At 53.2% G+C, this 15,541-nt stretch carries 12 protein-coding genes; 2 read left to right on the top strand and 10 right to left on the bottom strand.

Annotation, left to right across the window (positions count from 1 at the left end; translation table 11 throughout):
• Window positions 1-119 precede the first annotated feature (119 nt).
• The 3 genes from trhA to smc form a co-directional block, all read right to left on the bottom strand.
• Window positions 120-767 (bottom strand): PAQR family membrane homeostasis protein TrhA, encoded by a 648-nt coding sequence (trhA, locus tag ACLD72_RS03185; RefSeq protein ID WP_410997892.1) that lies wholly within the window; start codon window positions 765-767, stop codon window positions 120-122.
• Window positions 768-867: 100 nt separating this feature from the next.
• Complete coding sequence (gene ftsY, locus ACLD72_RS03180; RefSeq protein WP_410997894.1) at window positions 868-1,863, bottom strand: signal recognition particle-docking protein FtsY; 996 nt, start codon at window positions 1,861-1,863, stop codon at window positions 868-870.
• Window positions 1,864-2,206: 343 nt separating this feature from the next.
• Window positions 2,207-5,779, bottom strand: a complete 3,573-nt coding sequence (smc, locus tag ACLD72_RS03175) for a chromosome segregation protein SMC (RefSeq protein ID WP_410997896.1) — start codon at window positions 5,777-5,779, stop codon at window positions 2,207-2,209.
• Window positions 5,780-5,959: 180 nt separating this feature from the next.
• Between smc and ACLD72_RS03170 the strand changes: the two genes are divergently transcribed.
• Entirely contained in the window at window positions 5,960-7,393 is a 1,434-nt protein-coding gene (locus ACLD72_RS03170; protein ID WP_458475529.1) for a serine hydrolase, read from the top strand.
• A gap of 71 nt (window positions 7,394-7,464) precedes the next feature.
• On the opposite strand, the gene ACLD72_RS03165 is transcribed toward ACLD72_RS03170, so the two are convergent.
• Window positions 7,465-8,955 (bottom strand): stalk domain-containing protein, encoded by a 1,491-nt coding sequence (locus ACLD72_RS03165; RefSeq protein WP_410997899.1) that lies wholly within the window; start codon window positions 8,953-8,955, stop codon window positions 7,465-7,467.
• Between the two features lie 519 nt (window positions 8,956-9,474).
• On the opposite strand from ACLD72_RS03165, the gene ACLD72_RS03160 reads away from it, so the two are divergent.
• Window positions 9,475-10,839: a transcriptional regulator gene (locus tag ACLD72_RS03160; RefSeq protein ID WP_410997901.1), complete on the top strand. Its 1,365-nt coding sequence runs from the start codon at window positions 9,475-9,477 to the stop codon at window positions 10,837-10,839.
• A gap of 122 nt (window positions 10,840-10,961) precedes the next feature.
• Here ACLD72_RS03160 and ACLD72_RS03155 read toward each other — a convergent pair whose 3' ends face one another.
• The 6 genes from ACLD72_RS03155 to fabD all read right to left on the bottom strand — a co-directional run bounded on the left by ACLD72_RS03155 (window position 10,962) and on the right by fabD (window position 15,509).
• Window positions 10,962-11,165, bottom strand: coding sequence for a hypothetical protein (locus tag ACLD72_RS03155; RefSeq protein ID WP_458475528.1), 204 nt, complete (start codon window positions 11,163-11,165; stop codon window positions 10,962-10,964).
• 40 nt (window positions 11,166-11,205) lie between these two features.
• Window positions 11,206-11,910 (bottom strand): ribonuclease III, encoded by a 705-nt coding sequence (gene rnc / locus ACLD72_RS03150; protein ID WP_410998336.1) that lies wholly within the window; start codon window positions 11,908-11,910, stop codon window positions 11,206-11,208.
• A gap of 13 nt (window positions 11,911-11,923) precedes the next feature.
• On the bottom strand, window positions 11,924-13,162 hold the full coding sequence (fabF, locus tag ACLD72_RS03145; RefSeq protein ID WP_410997905.1) for a beta-ketoacyl-ACP synthase II: 1,239 nt from the start codon (window positions 13,160-13,162) through the stop codon (window positions 11,924-11,926).
• Between the two features lie 126 nt (window positions 13,163-13,288).
• On the bottom strand, window positions 13,289-13,522 hold the full coding sequence (acpP, locus tag ACLD72_RS03140) for an acyl carrier protein (RefSeq protein WP_128633117.1): 234 nt from the start codon (window positions 13,520-13,522) through the stop codon (window positions 13,289-13,291).
• Between the two features lie 68 nt (window positions 13,523-13,590).
• Window positions 13,591-14,340 (bottom strand): 3-oxoacyl-[acyl-carrier-protein] reductase, encoded by a 750-nt coding sequence (fabG, locus tag ACLD72_RS03135; protein ID WP_410998338.1) that lies wholly within the window; start codon window positions 14,338-14,340, stop codon window positions 13,591-13,593.
• A gap of 233 nt (window positions 14,341-14,573) precedes the next feature.
• Window positions 14,574-15,509, bottom strand: a complete 936-nt coding sequence (gene fabD / locus ACLD72_RS03130; protein ID WP_410998340.1) for an ACP S-malonyltransferase — start codon at window positions 15,507-15,509, stop codon at window positions 14,574-14,576.
• Window positions 15,510-15,541: the final 32 nt, after the last annotated feature.

Genomic DNA, 15,541 nt, shown 5'->3' with positions numbered 1-15,541 from the left:
TTTTCCCTTAACATGTTGAAAAGCCCACCGTAATGCCGGTTGAACAGCAAAAGCATCCCTCAAACGCCAAAAAGCCGCCTCGCGAACGGAGCGCAAAGCGGCTATTGAAGATGTGAAATTCAGTGATGGGGAAGCAAATACAACAGGATTGCAAAAAAGTGGGTAACGCTGCCGCCAAGCACGAACAGATGCCAGATCGCGTGATGGTACGGAAACCCCCGCCAGACGTAAAACACGGTGCCAAGCGTGTACAAAACGCCGCCCGTAACGAGCAAAACGATGCCCTGAGACGGGACAGCCGCCGTCAACGGCCCCCATGCAATCACGATCAGCCAACCCATAATGACGTAAAATACCGTCGACAAAAACAGGAATCGCTTTACGAAAAAAGCTTTAAACACGACGCCAAGCAGGGCGATCCCCCACACCGTCCCGAACAGGCTCCACCCGAGCGGACCGCGCAGCACCACCAGCAAAAACGGAGTATACGTCCCGGCAATGAAGATGTAAATTGAAGAATGGTCCAAGAACTCGAACAAATCCTTCGCTTTGCCTGCTTTAAAGCTGTGCACCAGCGTCGAACAAAGGTAAAGCAGCAGCATGCTGGCCCCGTAGATCGTAAAGCTCACGACATGCCAGGCCGTCCCCTTTATACTGGAAAACACGATCAGCAGCACCAGGGCAGCCACGCTCAGCAGCGCCCCGATCCCGTGCGTTACGGCGTTAGCGATTTCCTCCCTGCGGTCAAAAGTATGCGTACTCGCCATCCCTGTCACCTCCATATTTTTGCCTTGCTAAAAAATCTGGGCGTTTACCCATTTTACGCCATTGAGCTTCATGTGGTGCAAGACTTCGCCTACTCCGGAATCAGGCTTCCGCCGAAGCCTCCTCGTCGCTGATCAGCCCGGCAAACAGGCCGTGTACAAACTGCTCGGAATCGAACTGCTGCAGGTCGCCGATTTTCTCGCCGAGGCCGACGAATTTTACCGGCAGTCTCAGCTCTTGGCGGATCGCAATGACGATCCCGCCCTTGGCCGTGCCGTCCAGCTTGGTGAGCACAAGCCCGGTAACGCCGCTTTTTTCTCCAAACAGCTTGGCCTGGTTCAGGGCGTTTTGCCCGGTCGTCGCATCCAGTACCATCAGCACCTCATGCGGCGCGCCAGGAATTTCCCGCTGGATGACGCGGTAAATTTTGTTCAGCTCCTCCATCAGGTTGGACTTGTTTTGCAGCCGGCCCGCCGTATCGCAGAGCAAAATGTCCGCTCCCCGCTGCTTGGCCGCCTGCACCGCGTCAAACATGACCGCCGCTGGGTCGGACCCAGCCTGCTGCTTGATCACATCGACGCCAACCCGTTGGCCCCATACCTCAAGCTGTTCGATCGCCCCGGCCCGGAATGTATCGCCCGCGGCCAGAATTACTTTTTTGCCTTGCTGCTTGTAGTAGTGCGCCAGCTTGCCGATCGTCGTCGTTTTGCCGACGCCATTGACGCCTACGAACAAAATGACGCTGATCCCGTCTTGACTCAGGTGCACTTCGTTGTCCTCATCGCCGCGCAATAGCTCAGTCAGCTTCTCGGACAGCAGCGGCTGCAGCTCCGCCGGGTCTTCGATCCGGCGCTGCTTAACTTCTTTGCGCAGGTCGTCGATCAGCTTTAACACCGTATTCACGCCCACATCAGCGCCGATAAGAATTTCCTCCAGTTCCTCGAAAAATTCTTCATCTATTTTTTTACGGCGGGTAACCAGCTCCGCGACCTTCTCGACAAAGCCTTTGCGGCTTTTTTCCAGGCCGTCCCTGAACTGTTTCGTTACCGATTCCGTTTTTGCCGCGATGCTTTCTCGCAGTTTCTTAAAGAAACTCATACAAGCTTTATCCTCCTTCGATTCATCCGGGTATGTATATGTAGCGATCCTACCATAACTTAAAGGAAATAAAGGGTGTTATTTATATTCATTCGAACGTTGCCCGCAACATAGCGGAAAAATATGGCGCTATCCCTGGAAAACCTACGCAAAATCCGCTTTATTCACGCTTGTCTCCATAAATAGCGCCATGGATTACCGTTAATTATGAAAAGATGCTCGGTTGCCCCGCAATAAGTCCATAAAGTGCCGTTAATTCGCTTCGTGCGTCCCTCTCCATTATCGCACAATGCTTGCAGCCAAGCAATTTTGCGCTAACTGCTTCGAGCCCCGATTAGCGGGATCAGGCGATTTCCATCGTTTCCCCATCATCCAGCTTCACCGAAACAAGCTTGGAAACGCCGCCTTCCTCCATCGTCACGCCGTACAGCACGTCGGCCTCCTCCATCGTTCCTTTGCGGTGCGTTACGACGATAAATTGCGTTTGTTCGGAAAACTCCCGCAAATACTGGGCAAACCGCGACACGTTCGCTTCGTCCAGCGCTGCCTCGACTTCGTCGAGCACGCAAAACGGCACCGGCTTCACCTGCAAAATGGCAAACAGAAGTGCCATCGCCGTCAAAGCGCGCTCCCCGCCGGAGAGCAACTGCAGGTTTTGCAGCTTTTTGCCCGGTGGCTGGGCGACCACATCGATGCCCGTCTCCAGCAGATTGTCCGGATCGAGCAGCACCAAATCGGCGCGGCCGCCGCCGAACAGCTTGGAGAAGACGATGACGAACTCGCGCCGGATGGCGTCAAATGTCGTCTTGAACCGTTTGGACATCTCCTCGTCCATTTCGCGGATAACCTGATACAGCGTCGTTTTCGCTTCCACCAAGTCGTCCTTTTGCTCGGTCAGGAACTGATAGCGTTCGTTGACGCGGTTGTATTCCTCGATCGCACCGAGGTTCACCTCGCCAAGCAGGGTGATCTGCCGCTTCAGCTCCTTCACCTCGGCCTGGGTCTGCGGCACGTCCTCCGGCACCGCGTAGCGCTGCTTGGCCAATTCGTAGCTCAGCTCATAGTCTTCCGACAGCTTGCGCAAAATATTGTCCAGCTCCACGTCAAGCCGGTTGGCCTGGATTTCCGTTTGCCGCAGCTGTTCTTCCACGGCTTTCAGGCCGACCCGCTGCTCTTTCGTTTCACTTTCGCCTTCCTCCAGCTTTTTCACGAGCACGGTACGCGAAGCCCGTTCCATTTCGAGCTGCTCGCCGGCGCGTTCCTTCTTCAGCTTGAAATCGTTGAGCTCTTCGCGCTGGCGGACGCTTTGCTCTTCGTTTTGCTGCAAATCCGCTTCGATCGACTGCAGGATCGTGCGGTTCTGCTCCAGTTCGCGCTGCTGGATTTGGTATTCTTCCTCGGCGCGGCGCAATTGTTCGCGGAGCGAGGAACACTCCTGGTCCAGCTTGCCTTCGCGTACCTTGAGCCCGGTTAGCAAATCCTGCAGTTCTTCCTTGGCTGACTCGCTTGCTTTGCGCGCAAATTCGGCTGCCCGGATTGACTGCTGCACCGACTGCTCTTGTTTCTCCAGCTCCACCAAGCGTTCTTCCGCCGTTTTTTTCGTCGCCTCCAGCCCTTCCAGCTCTTTCTGATATTGGCCTTTTTCCTGGCCGTAGAGCTCGAACTGCTCCGCTACATGCCGCCATTCGTGCTCGACCTGCTTCAGGTCGCCGGCGACGGACTGCTCCTCCGCCCGCTTGGCGTCGCCCGCCTCGCGCAGCCGGTTCAGGTCGCTCTCCGACTTGGCAACCTGGCTGCGGACATCGGTCAGGCCTTTGCGCAGCTTGTCCAGCATTTCTTCGCTTTCGCGAATGTCGGCGGCCAATTGGTCCAGCTGGCGCTTGCGGCCGAGCAGGTTGCTGTTCTTGCGATGCTGGCTGCCCCCCGTCATTGAACCGCCGGCGTTGACGACATCGCCTTCGAGCGTGACGATCCGGAACCGGTATTGGCAGCGGGCCGCCATTTTGTTCGCCTTTTCCAAATCGGTCGCAAACACGACGTTGCCCAGCAAGCTGCCGACGATATCGGCGTAACGCGGCTCATAGCCGACCAGCTCGGCGCCGATGCCGACGAAGCCTTCGGCGTCCTCCATCAGCCGCTTGTCACCCGCGGAAATTTGCCGCGGTCGGATGACGTCGAGCGGCAGGAACGTAGCCCGTCCAAGCTGCCGCTGCTTCAGGAAGGCGATCGCCTGCCGGGACACGGCTTCGTTCTCCATGACGATATGCTGCATCGCCCCTCCGAGCGCGGTTTCCACCGCAATTTCCAGCTTTTCGGGAACGCGGATCAGCTCGGCCACGGCCCCGTGTACGCCGGGCAGCACCGATTTCTTGGCGGCTTTAAGCACTTCCTTGACGCCAAGCATAAAGCCGTCGTAATCCTCTTCCATTTCCTTCATCGTATCGCGGCGCGACACCAAGCCTTCGCGCTTCTGCTCCCACTTGCGGATACCGCTTTGGCTTTCCTCGACGAGCTTCTGCAGCGATTGGTGGTGTTCGCTTTGCTGGATATATTTGCTGCGCAAATCGGAAATCTCTTTCCCCAGCTTCTCCAGCATCGCTTCCAGTTCGCTTTTGCGCGCTTTCAGACGCTGCTGCTCTTCGGTCCACTTGACGCCTTCCACTTCGGCCCGCTCCATCCGGCGCTTTACGCTTTCCTTCTGCTGCTCGGCATAATGGATTTCGTTGCGCGCCTGCGCCATCTGGTTCATGACCTCCAGCAGTTGGCCCTTTAGGCCCTCCTCCTGCGCCTGACTGATGCCCCCGGTCACCCCGATCAGCTTCGCTTGTTCATCCGCCAACTCGCGGCGCAGCTCTTCCAGTTGCTGCTCGGCGGCGGTGAATTTGGCCGTAAGCTGCTCCAGCTCCTGCGAACGCTGAGCATAACGATCCTCGCTAACCGCCAAAGACTGCCGCAGCTGCTCCCGGTTCTGAGCCAGGTTTTTGGCCCGTTCCTTGAGCACCTCGCCGTAGCCTTCGCTTTTTTCGTAGCTTTCGCTGTATTCCAGCAGCTGCGCCTGCAGCGTTTCGATCCGGTCTTCGACCTGCCGCAGCGCCAAACGGTCGCTTTCCAGCTTGGCGTCATGGGCGGATACGACCGTGGACAAAGCGAGCTGTTCTTCCTGCAGCTTGGTGAGCTTGGCGTTGGCCTCGCTCCAGGACTCATGAATTTGCTCGATCTGATGGACGTACAGCGAAATTTCTTTATTTTTCAGCTGCTCGCGCAGTTCCTTGTATTTCAGCGCTTTTTCCGACTGCTCCTTCAGCGGTCCGACTTGATCCTCCAGTTCGCTGATCAGATCGTGAATCCGCAGCAGGTTTTGCTCCGTATCATCCAGCTTGCGGCGGGCGTCGCGCTTGCGGCTTTTGTACTTCACGATCCCCGAAGCTTCTTCAAAGATACCGCGGCGATCCTCCGAACGCGTGCTCAAAATCTCCTCGATCCGGCCTTGGCCGATGATCGAATACGCCTCTTTGCCAATCCCGGTATCCATAAACAGTTCGGTTATATCCTTCAGGCGGCAGGCCTGTTTGTTGATGTAATATTCGCTTTCCCCGCTGCGGTGGACCCGCCGGGTTACCGTCACTTCGCTAAAGTCGAGCGGCAGCGCCTGATCGCCGTTGTCCAGCGTCAGCGAAACCTCCCCGTAGTTCACCGCCTTGCGCGCATCGCTGCCGGCAAAAATAATGTCCTCCATCTTGCCGCCGCGAAGCGATTTGGCGCTTTGCTCCCCGAGCACCCAGCGGATGCCGTCGGAAATATTGCTTTTGCCGCTGCCGTTAGGTCCTACTACAGCGGTAATGCCGCGGACGAATTCCATTTCCGTCTTGTCCGCGAATGATTTGAAACCCGCTAGCTCGATCCGTTTCAAAAACATACGTTCACGATCACCTCTAACGACTATTGTAACACACAGTAGACCCCGGAGCACAGGACAACCGAGCGGGCGCTGGAAGAAGCGGAAGTCCGCCTGGATCGCCCACGGACCTCTTGAATTCTCCGGCACGTTTTGCTAGTCTGATAGACATACTAATATTCGGTAAAAGGAGCTCTGATGATGAGGCACTACATGCAATCGATCCGCAACTACTCCAAAAACCACGGCCGAGCTGGACGCACCACCGCGATTCTGTCCCTTGCCGTAGCCATTACGTTTTCGGCTGGTGTCGGTTTCTATCCGGCGGCCACGGCAAACGCCGCGGCCGTATCGCAAATCGCCTTTGAAGGAAAGGCCGCAACCAGTGTCGAGCCGTTGATGTACAAAGGCTCAACCTTTGTCTCGTTAAGGGAAACCGCCGAACAGCTTGGCGCTACCGTGCGCTGGAACCCTGCCGAACGCGTTACCGAGCTGAAACTCAATGGCGATACGATTCAGCATCGGCCCGGAACGGCCGTTTTTCAGGTGAACTCTTATTCCGTTCAAGCCGCTTTGCCGTCTTTTCAAAAGAACGGAAAGACGATGGTGCCACTAAGAACGCTGGCCGAAGTTCTGAAAGCCGACCTTTCAACTCTTTCGCTTTCCGGGGGTACCTCCGTCAATCTGACGCGTGACACGGCAACGCTAGTTTCCGGAAAAACTAAACAAGCGGACCAATATTTGATCGATCAACAATATTCGGGCATCGCCCTGATCGCCAAAAACGGGCAAATCCTGCTCCGTAAAGGCTACGGCTACAGCGATGAAAACCGGCTTGTCCACGCCGACCAAAAATCGCGCATCGCCTCCTTGACGAAGTCGTTTACCGCCGCGGCGGTTATGAAGCTGGCCGAAAAGGGCAAACTCAAGCTGGACGATGCGCTGGAATCCTACATACCCGGATTTCCGTCCGGCGACCGGATCACCATTCATATGCTGCTCTCCCATACCTCCGGGATAACTTCCAACATTCCCCGAGAACAGGGCATGACGCTGCAGCAGACGGTCGACGCGATCAAAAGCAAACCCTTGCTGGCGGAACCCGGGGCCGAATTCAAATACAGCAATGGAGGTTATGTGCTTCTAGCTTCCATCATTGAGCAGATATCCGGGATGAAGTATGGAGATTATCTGAATCAGCAGTTTTTTCAGCCGCTCAATATGGACGATACCGGAGAAGCGGATTCATCGACTCAGGTCATTAAAGGATATATCCGCCAAACGAAGGATTGGACGCTCGCGGGCAATTACATCTCCCCCTCGGGGACGGGCAGTTTGTATTCCACCGTGGACGACCTGTTGAAATGGGATTTGGCCTTAAATACGAATAAAGTGCTGCAAAAAGCTTCGCTGGAAAAGATGTTCACCCCCTATTCCGAAAAAAACTACGGATACGGCTGGATGATTAAGCAGCAGGGAGACCGTACGATCGTCTTTCATAATGGCAGCGGCACGGGATACGCCACAGGGTTGTCCCGGGAAGCCGGCGGAGGCGTTACGATCATCCTGCTCGGCAATCACGCCGGGATCGATATGCTAGAGCTGATGGATAACTTGCGCGGGCTGGTTAAATAGGAACCGGAAAAAAAGATCGAAGATCAGACCTCTGAAAATAGAGCCTGTCCTCGATCTTTTCTTATATCGAGTTATTGCGAGCTCCCGCCGAGACGAACTTCTCCGGTCTCCCGGTTCCAATCGAGCGGGATTCGCAGCTTCTCACAGATCAGCTCTAACGGATACAGCGTGGAGTTGGCCAGGAACGGCAGATTAACCTCCTCCTTCGCAACTTTCCCGTTTACCAGCAGCACCGTCGGACTGGTGCGTTTAAAGGAAACGGTCTGCCCGTTATAAGAGAAAGATACCACTGAATAGGACCGATTATAGTTTTTCGGATCGGGTTTGGACTGCACGGTTTTGGTTTTGACGCCCAGCGCTTCAAATACACTACTATAAGGTACGTACAGTTTGCCGTCAACGTTAGCCGATGTCGCGTAAAATTGCACATCCTGCCCGTTGACCTTAAAGGAGAAAGGAGGCAGCACTTGAGCAATTTCGCCGTCTTTGATCTGCTGCGAGCCGCTGTCCGTTCCCATTCCGGAGTAGTAGCCGTCGCCCCATGCAAGCAGTTTTCCATTTTTGCTGATCGCATACCCGGTTTGATCGTAAGTGCCTTCGATCGCCTTGATCCCGGTAAGTCCCTTCACCTGAAACGGTTTGGCCAACTGACCCGTGTTGTAATTCCACTGCCAGACGGTCCCGTCGTCCTTCAACATATACAGCCGATTATATCCCGTCTTAATCTCCTTGATATCCTTGACACTGCTGAGATCCTTGACTACAGCCGGCGGCTCTTTAGTGTCGGCATTCCAACGAAGGATGCTGCCGTTTTGATGCAGGAAGAATACATCCCTCGCCGATACTGCCATCTGCTCAATCGAGGATGCAAGAGGTTTTACTTCTTTCAGTTCACTCTCTGTACGGTATCTGTCGTAATAGCTATTGTACAAATTCAAAGTGCCTACGTTTCCGCCCTCCGTCAGAACAACGGCTTCGTATCCCGCGATCACGGCATCCTGAACATTGGAAAAGCCTTTAAGCGGAGTAAGCTTGATATCATAGGATTGGTAATCGTCCTGGAAAGACGGGTACCATAACGAAGCTGTGCCGTCTTTGTGAATGGCGATAGAAGCATACGCATTCGCATAGGCAAGGCGCTTCACGTCCTGCAGCTGTTCCACCTTAACCGGTTCCCCCCGCTTCTGATAGGGAAGAATGGGGTCCCCGCTGACGTAACGAGAATAAAAATCCCCCCATGCCCAGACTTCTCCGTCCTTACTTACTGCAAATGAAGTGCGTTCGCCTGCCTGAACCTGGACAATATCCGACAACCCGGCTATCGTTTTGGGTACAAACTGATCTATGGAGGTTCCGTCGCCAACCTGTCCGAATTTGTTGTATCCCCAGCCCGTAACCGAACCGTCACTCCAAGCAGCAATCCCCTGTCCGAACCCGCCTGCCGCATTTACCGGCTGTACAGCTGACGCCGCCCCCACATCATGAACCCAGGCAGAAGCACCAACCGTCGCCGCAAGAACAACCGCTAAAAACCCGCTGACCCAGCGTATTTTAGTTTTCAACTGCAATATCTCCCTTCTTCCATAAACTGCATATATATTTGCGATATACTGACGCCGGTTTAGGGAAAATGTTTCGCTCATATGAAAAAGTCCCCTATTAACGAACCCCCAGCGTTTTTCGCGACGGTATTGGTGACCCGCCGGAAATCTAACGATTGCAGCAGCCGCTATTTTACGAAAAATGACCTTTTCTAAATTCTTACGGTTGTGAACGACGTTATTTGCTCTAATCCAGGTAAAATCAGCCGGTTTTAAGCAAAATAAGCGCCACGGCAACCGTTAGAATTCGAAATCAATGTTTTTGGAGCAAATAGCGCTTGTGGCAACCGTTAGAAAACCGAACCGCATGCTCGGACAGCCGAGTTTACCCTGCCTTTTTTATTAGCTGATTTTCCGCCACAGAAATTTAACTTATTAGTTCAATTTAACCAATTGACCAAAATTCATAATATGAGTATATTTGTATATAATCGGAAATGAATCCGGTGATCAGCTTCGCTTATTTAAGGGGTGGTTTATTTGAAACATACAACCACGATTCTTGCGGAAATCAGAAATTTTATGAAGCAAAACAGTTTAACCTTACTCCAGTTAAGTCAAAAAGCCGAAATAAACACGGGCTCGTTAAGCTCGATTTTAAACGGCAAGCGGTTGTTGAACGCAACGCATCTGGATTCGATTACTGCTGCTTTGGCTTTGCCTGAGGGTTATTTTTACGAACAATATATCGAGGAGTTCCTCGCTCAAACCGCGCCCGATTGGCGCAGAGCTCGCCCTTTTTTAGACCGCTGCGCGGAATTGGACAAGCTGGACTGTATTCGGCAGGTCACAGGCATTTTGCTTGACAACCTGATGTATTTGCCCCTGTTGTTCGAAGCCGCGGAGGATTTTTTTCATCGCGGTCTGAAGGAGGCCGCAGCCATCCTGTACGAAAACGTGGCAATGAGCGAAAGGATGCAGCATTCGGAACGGCTTGCAATGTGCCAATACCGCTTGTTTCTGTTAAGACAAAGTGAAGATCAAGAGAAAAATTATCAAGCAGCGATCCAATTTGAGCCATTTGTCGACCGTTTGGATGAATTCGATCAACTAGACGCATTAAAGGATTTAGGAAATACGTACCGTTCCTTATACCGTTGGGATAAAGTAGAGAAAATTGCGCATGAAATGGAATTAAAAGCGAAGATGCAATACACCTTAAATCTTCAACCCAGAAGGAATGCGCATTCCCCAAAAAAGCCCAGCAGGCCGCTGTTTTCATATATAGCTCTATCTAATTTGTTTCTTGCTGACGTATGCAATGCCAACGGAGACTATGAGCAAGCGTTAAGATATACATATGCCTATGCTGATCTAAGTTGGGTTAAAGAGACGGATAAGGACACTTTGCATTGGAAGGAACTGTTCCAGAAATGGGCTCAAGCCAATCTTTATGTCAATAAATTATCATCCGGCGATGTTAGCGTTCTTCCGGATTACATAGCATATATTGAAACGAAAGAAGAAGAGATTCTTCCGGCGCTGGCCATTATATTGCGAGCTGCAAATCAATACAATATCAACGTTGATGACATTCTCCTCCGGTTTGATTCATATATTACGGCATCAATAAAGGAGCAACAGGCCACTGACGTATACACAGAACAGTTTATGTCGAATTCATTAGCTTTCTTATTATATGAACTAGCTAAATATCAATTAAATAAATCAAGATATAAAGAGGTATTCGATGCTTTACAAATCAGTTTGGAAAAATCCGTTATCATAAACAACAAAACATGTCTAATCAGTTGTCGATGTGCAGGATTATTAGAACTTTTATGCCGGCTTGGCTACTCTTTCGCTGATGAGCAATCCTCAAAAAAAGAATGTTCTTTAACCTAAGTTGGTTGATGTTAATCGAACCTGTCCATTCTTCACAGTCCTATAAAGCCCCCGCAGAATCGGCGGTCCTCTGATGCAAATCAAACCCATGCCGAAAATAGAGACAATTTATGTCGTTATTGCTACAATCCTCCTTTCCCAGGCAAAGTAGCGGAAAATTTTTCCGCTATTTTGGGATTGGACTTGGAAAAAGCGCCTGATTGCTCACATATTTCTAAAATAGAGGAATAAAATTCCTCTATTTTCGTTGTACTCCCTTTTTCTCCGAAAATAAGGCCCTTTTTTACCGCTATTCCCAAAACCGCCACAAAAAAGGCTGCCCCCAAGTCCTAACGAACCTGCGGAACAGCCTTTTTCATTTCTGCATTAATCTCGGGAATCGGACTCCTTCAACACATTCAGCGCTACGGCCGCGGCCTGCTGCTCGGCTTCCTTCTTGGATCGGCCGGTTCCCCGGCCCAGCGCACGGCCCTCCATCCAAACTTCGGAGACGAACTCGCGCTCATGGGCAGGTCCCCGTTCTTCGATGATCCGGTATTCCAGCGCGCCCATATTATGATGCTGAGTCAACTCCTGCAGCTCTGTCTTGTAATCGCTCGTCTGCAGTTTCCCGTCAAACGTCAATTGGGAAAAAACATGGCGATGAAGGAACACAGTAACGGCTTCCAGGCCCTGGTCCAGGTATAATGCGCCGATAAAAGACTCGAACACGTCGGCCAGCAGTGCCGGACGCGTCCGTCCCCCCGTCAGTTCCTCCCCTTTCCCTAACAATACGTAGTGGCCAAATTCCAGACTTTCGGCGAATTTCACCAGCGACGGCTCGCATACGATCGCGGCGCGCAGCTTCGTCAATTCGCCTTCAGGACGATCCGGAAATAGCTGGTATAAATGCTCCGAAACGGTCAATTCAAGCACGGCATCGCCAAGAAATTCCAGGCGTTCGTTATCCTCATACTGACTGAAACGGTGCTCGTTAACGTAAGATGCATGGGTGAAGGCCTGTTTCAAAAGCTGCCTGTTTTGGAACGACAGCCCAAGTTTTTGCTGTAACTGCTTCAGATCTCCATTCACCGGACTTAACCCCTTATGCTTCGAGTTTCTTGATAATGATCGTGGCGTTGTGCCCGCCGAAACCGAAGGAATTGGACATGGCCACCTGAACATCGGCCTTTCTCGCTACGTTGGGAACGTAATCCAGATCGCATTCCGGGTCTGGATGCTCCAGATTGATCGTCGGCGGGATCACGCCGTGCTTCAGCGTCAGTCCGCAAATCACACCTTCGACGCCGCCCGCTGCGCCCAGCAAATGCCCGGTCATCGACTTCGTCGAGCTGACGGCCACTTTGTAGGCGTGGTCGCCAAGCGCGTTTTTGATCGCGATCGTTTCCGAGCGGTCGCCAACCGGCGTCGAAGTGCCATGGGCATTGATATAATCGATCTGCTCAGGCGCGATGCCGGCATCGCGGATCGCCATCTTCATGCAGCGCTCCGGTCCGTTCGGGTCCGGTTCGGTCATATGGTGAGCGTCCGCGCTAAGCCCGTAGCCGATGATCTCGCCGTAAATTTTCGCGCCGCGTTTCTTCGCGTGCTCCAGTTCTTCCAAAATGAAAATGCCCGCACCCTCGCCCATGACGAATCCGTCGCGTTCGAGGTCGAACGGCCGGCTCGCTTTCTCCGGCTCGTCATTGCGCGTTGACATCGCCCGCATGGAGCAGAACCCCGCCAGACCGGTCGGGCGAATCGTCGCCTCCGCGCCGCCGCAAATCATCACATCGGCGTCACCCCGCTGGATGAGCTTGTACGAATCGCCGATGGAATGAGTTCCGGTAGCGCACGCCGTCACCGCCGCTGTGTTCGGCCCTTTGGCGCCAAACAAAATCGAGACATAACCGGAAGCCATGTTCGCAATCATCATGGGAATAAAAAAGGGACTCACGCGTTTCGGGCCTTTTTCCAGCAAAATGTTGTGCTGATCCTCCCAGGTGCCGAGGCCGCCGATCCCTGAACCGATCATCACGCCCACCCGCTCGGGGTCGGCCTGTTCGGTAATATTCAGGCCGCTGTCATCCAATGCGCTTTTGGCTGCCGCCGTTGCAAACTGAACGAAACGGTCCATTTTCCGCGCTTCTTTGCGGTCCATATAATCTTCGGGATTAAAGTCTTTCACCGAAGCGGCAATACGCGTCGGATATTCGCTAACATCAAACGAGTCGATCGCGGAAACGCCGGACTTCCCCTCAACCAGGTTGTTCCATAACGTATCCAGATCTTGTCCGAGCGCAGTTACGACGCCCATCCCCGTTATCACTACTCTATGCTTCAAACACACTCACCTCGTATGGACTACATGTGTACCATGCAAATGTTTTTCCAAGATAAAACGACGCTCATGTCAAAATGAGGAGAAGTCCCGCCTTCTTGTAAGGAGGTACGGGACTTTGGAATGACATTAGGTATGAGATTGTATGTAGTTTACAACTTCACCTACGGTCGTAATCTTCTCAGCATCTTCGTCTGAAATTTCCAGATCGAATTCATCTTCCAACTCCATGACCAATTCAACTACGTCGAGCGAATCAGCACCAAGGTCATCTTTGAAAGACGCTTTCAGCGTCACTTCGGCTTCGTCAGCGCCGAGGCGATCCACTACAATGCGCTTTACGCGATCAAATACATCGGACATCCGGTTCACCTCCTCTTTGGTATTATACGAGAATTGCCGCTAAAATGCCATAGAAGCAAGGGATGCAATTACATATACATCCCGCCGTCGACATGCAGCGTTTGTCCGGTCATGTAGGACGCGCCGTCCGAAGCGAGGAACACGGCGACATTCGCGATTTCCTCCGGCTGACCCAAACGCGTCAGCGGGATGCCTGCCAGCATGCTTTGACGCAATTCTTCAGGCAACTGATCGGTCATGTCGGTCTCGATAAATCCAGGCGCAATACAGTTCACCGTAATGCCCCGCGAGGCCAGCTCGCGGGCCGACGATTTCGTCAAACCGATAACGCCGGCTTTAGCCGCCACGTAATTGGCCTGCCCTGCATTGCCCAGCACGCCGACGACCGAGGAAATGTTAATGATGCGCCCAGAGCGCTGTTTCATCATCGGCCGGGTGACGGCTTTGATGCCGTTGAATACGCCTTTGAGATTCGTCTCAATGACCTGATCGAACTCTTCTTCCTTCATGCGCATAATTAAATTATCTCTAGTAATGCCCGCGTTATTCACCAGAATGTCGATCCGGCCCCAGGCGTCCAGCATGCCTTTGACCATATCCTCAAACTGCTGGCTGCTTCCGACATGGGCTTTGACGGCATACGCTTTGACGCCAAGCGCCTCGATTTCGGCGACAACGCCAGCCGCAGCCTGTTCGTTTCCGGCATAATTGACAGCCACATCGGCCCCGGCTTCGGCAAACGCCAGCGCAATACTGCGCCCGATGCCGCGCGACGCTCCGGTAACGAGGGCGGTTTTGCCCTGAAGCGGTCTACTCATCATGTTCATCTCCTTTCATTAAATTTTAGAGGTAGTTCAAAAAGTCATCTTTTGAAAACCTGACTTTTTGAACTCGCACTTATATTAAGATATTTCCATTTTGTCGCCATTCTTGAAGCACGGCGGTGCACTCTCCATCCGGCCGAGTTGCGGCCGAAGCAGGGAGCTTTAAGCATGCCGTATCGCTCCTTTGCGGCGATCCGCTCCTAAACAGCAGATGCGGGTCTGAATGCTTATCCCAGCGCGGCCGCGGTTTGCTCCAGGCTCTCCAAGCCGCTCACGTTGAATAGACGCACCGATTTGTCGATTTTTTTGATTAGTCCGGAAAGCACGCTTCCCGGCCCGATCTCCACGAAGGTGTCCACGCCTTGCGCAATCAGCCAGGCAACGCTGTCCTCCCAAAGTACGGGAGAATATACTTGCTCCACGAGCAGTTTGGAAATGTTGGTCCCGCTTTGAACCGGGCGCGCGGTGACATTCGCGACAACCGGAACGGAAACATCCTTAAACGTGACGCCCGCAAGCTTGTCCGAGAGACGCTCCGCCGCCGCTCTCATCAGCGAGGAATGAAACGGTCCGCTGACTTCAAGCGGAATCGCCCGTTTGGCCCCGATCTCCTTGACGCGTTCGGCGACCTGCGCAACGCCTTCCTTGCTGCCGGAGACGACGATCTGCCCCGGGCAATTGACGTTGGCAAGCTCGACCAGTGCTCCGCCGGCGGTAATATCCGCACAGAGCTGCGCCAGCGCCTCGCGTTCGCCGCCAAGCACCGCGGCCATCGCCCCTTGCCCGCCGGGCACGGCCTGCTCCATATACTCGCCGCGGGCCCGCACGATCGAGACGGCGTCTTCAAAAGCGAGCGCCCCGGCCGCCGTTAACGCGCTGTACTCGCCCAGGCTGTGTCCGGCAACATAATCCGGCGCGAAGCCTTTGGCCGCAAACGCCTGGTGCAGCGCTGAGCTTGTCGTAAGCAGCGCCGGCTGCGTGTTGGCCGTCTGCTTCAATTCGCTTTCCGGTCCTTCGAACACGAGCCGGGTCAGCGGAAAGCCCAATTTTTCATCCGCGATATCAAACAAGTTCCGGGACGAAGGCAGCGCATCATATATATCCTTACCCATTCCGACGCTTTGGGAACCCTGTCCGGGAAAAACAAATGCCAATTTGCCCATCTTGTAGCACTCCTCATTTAAAAAAATACCCT

Source organism: Paenibacillus lacisediminis (assembly GCF_046567315.2).
This window is presented reverse-complemented; position numbering and strand designations above follow the sequence as displayed.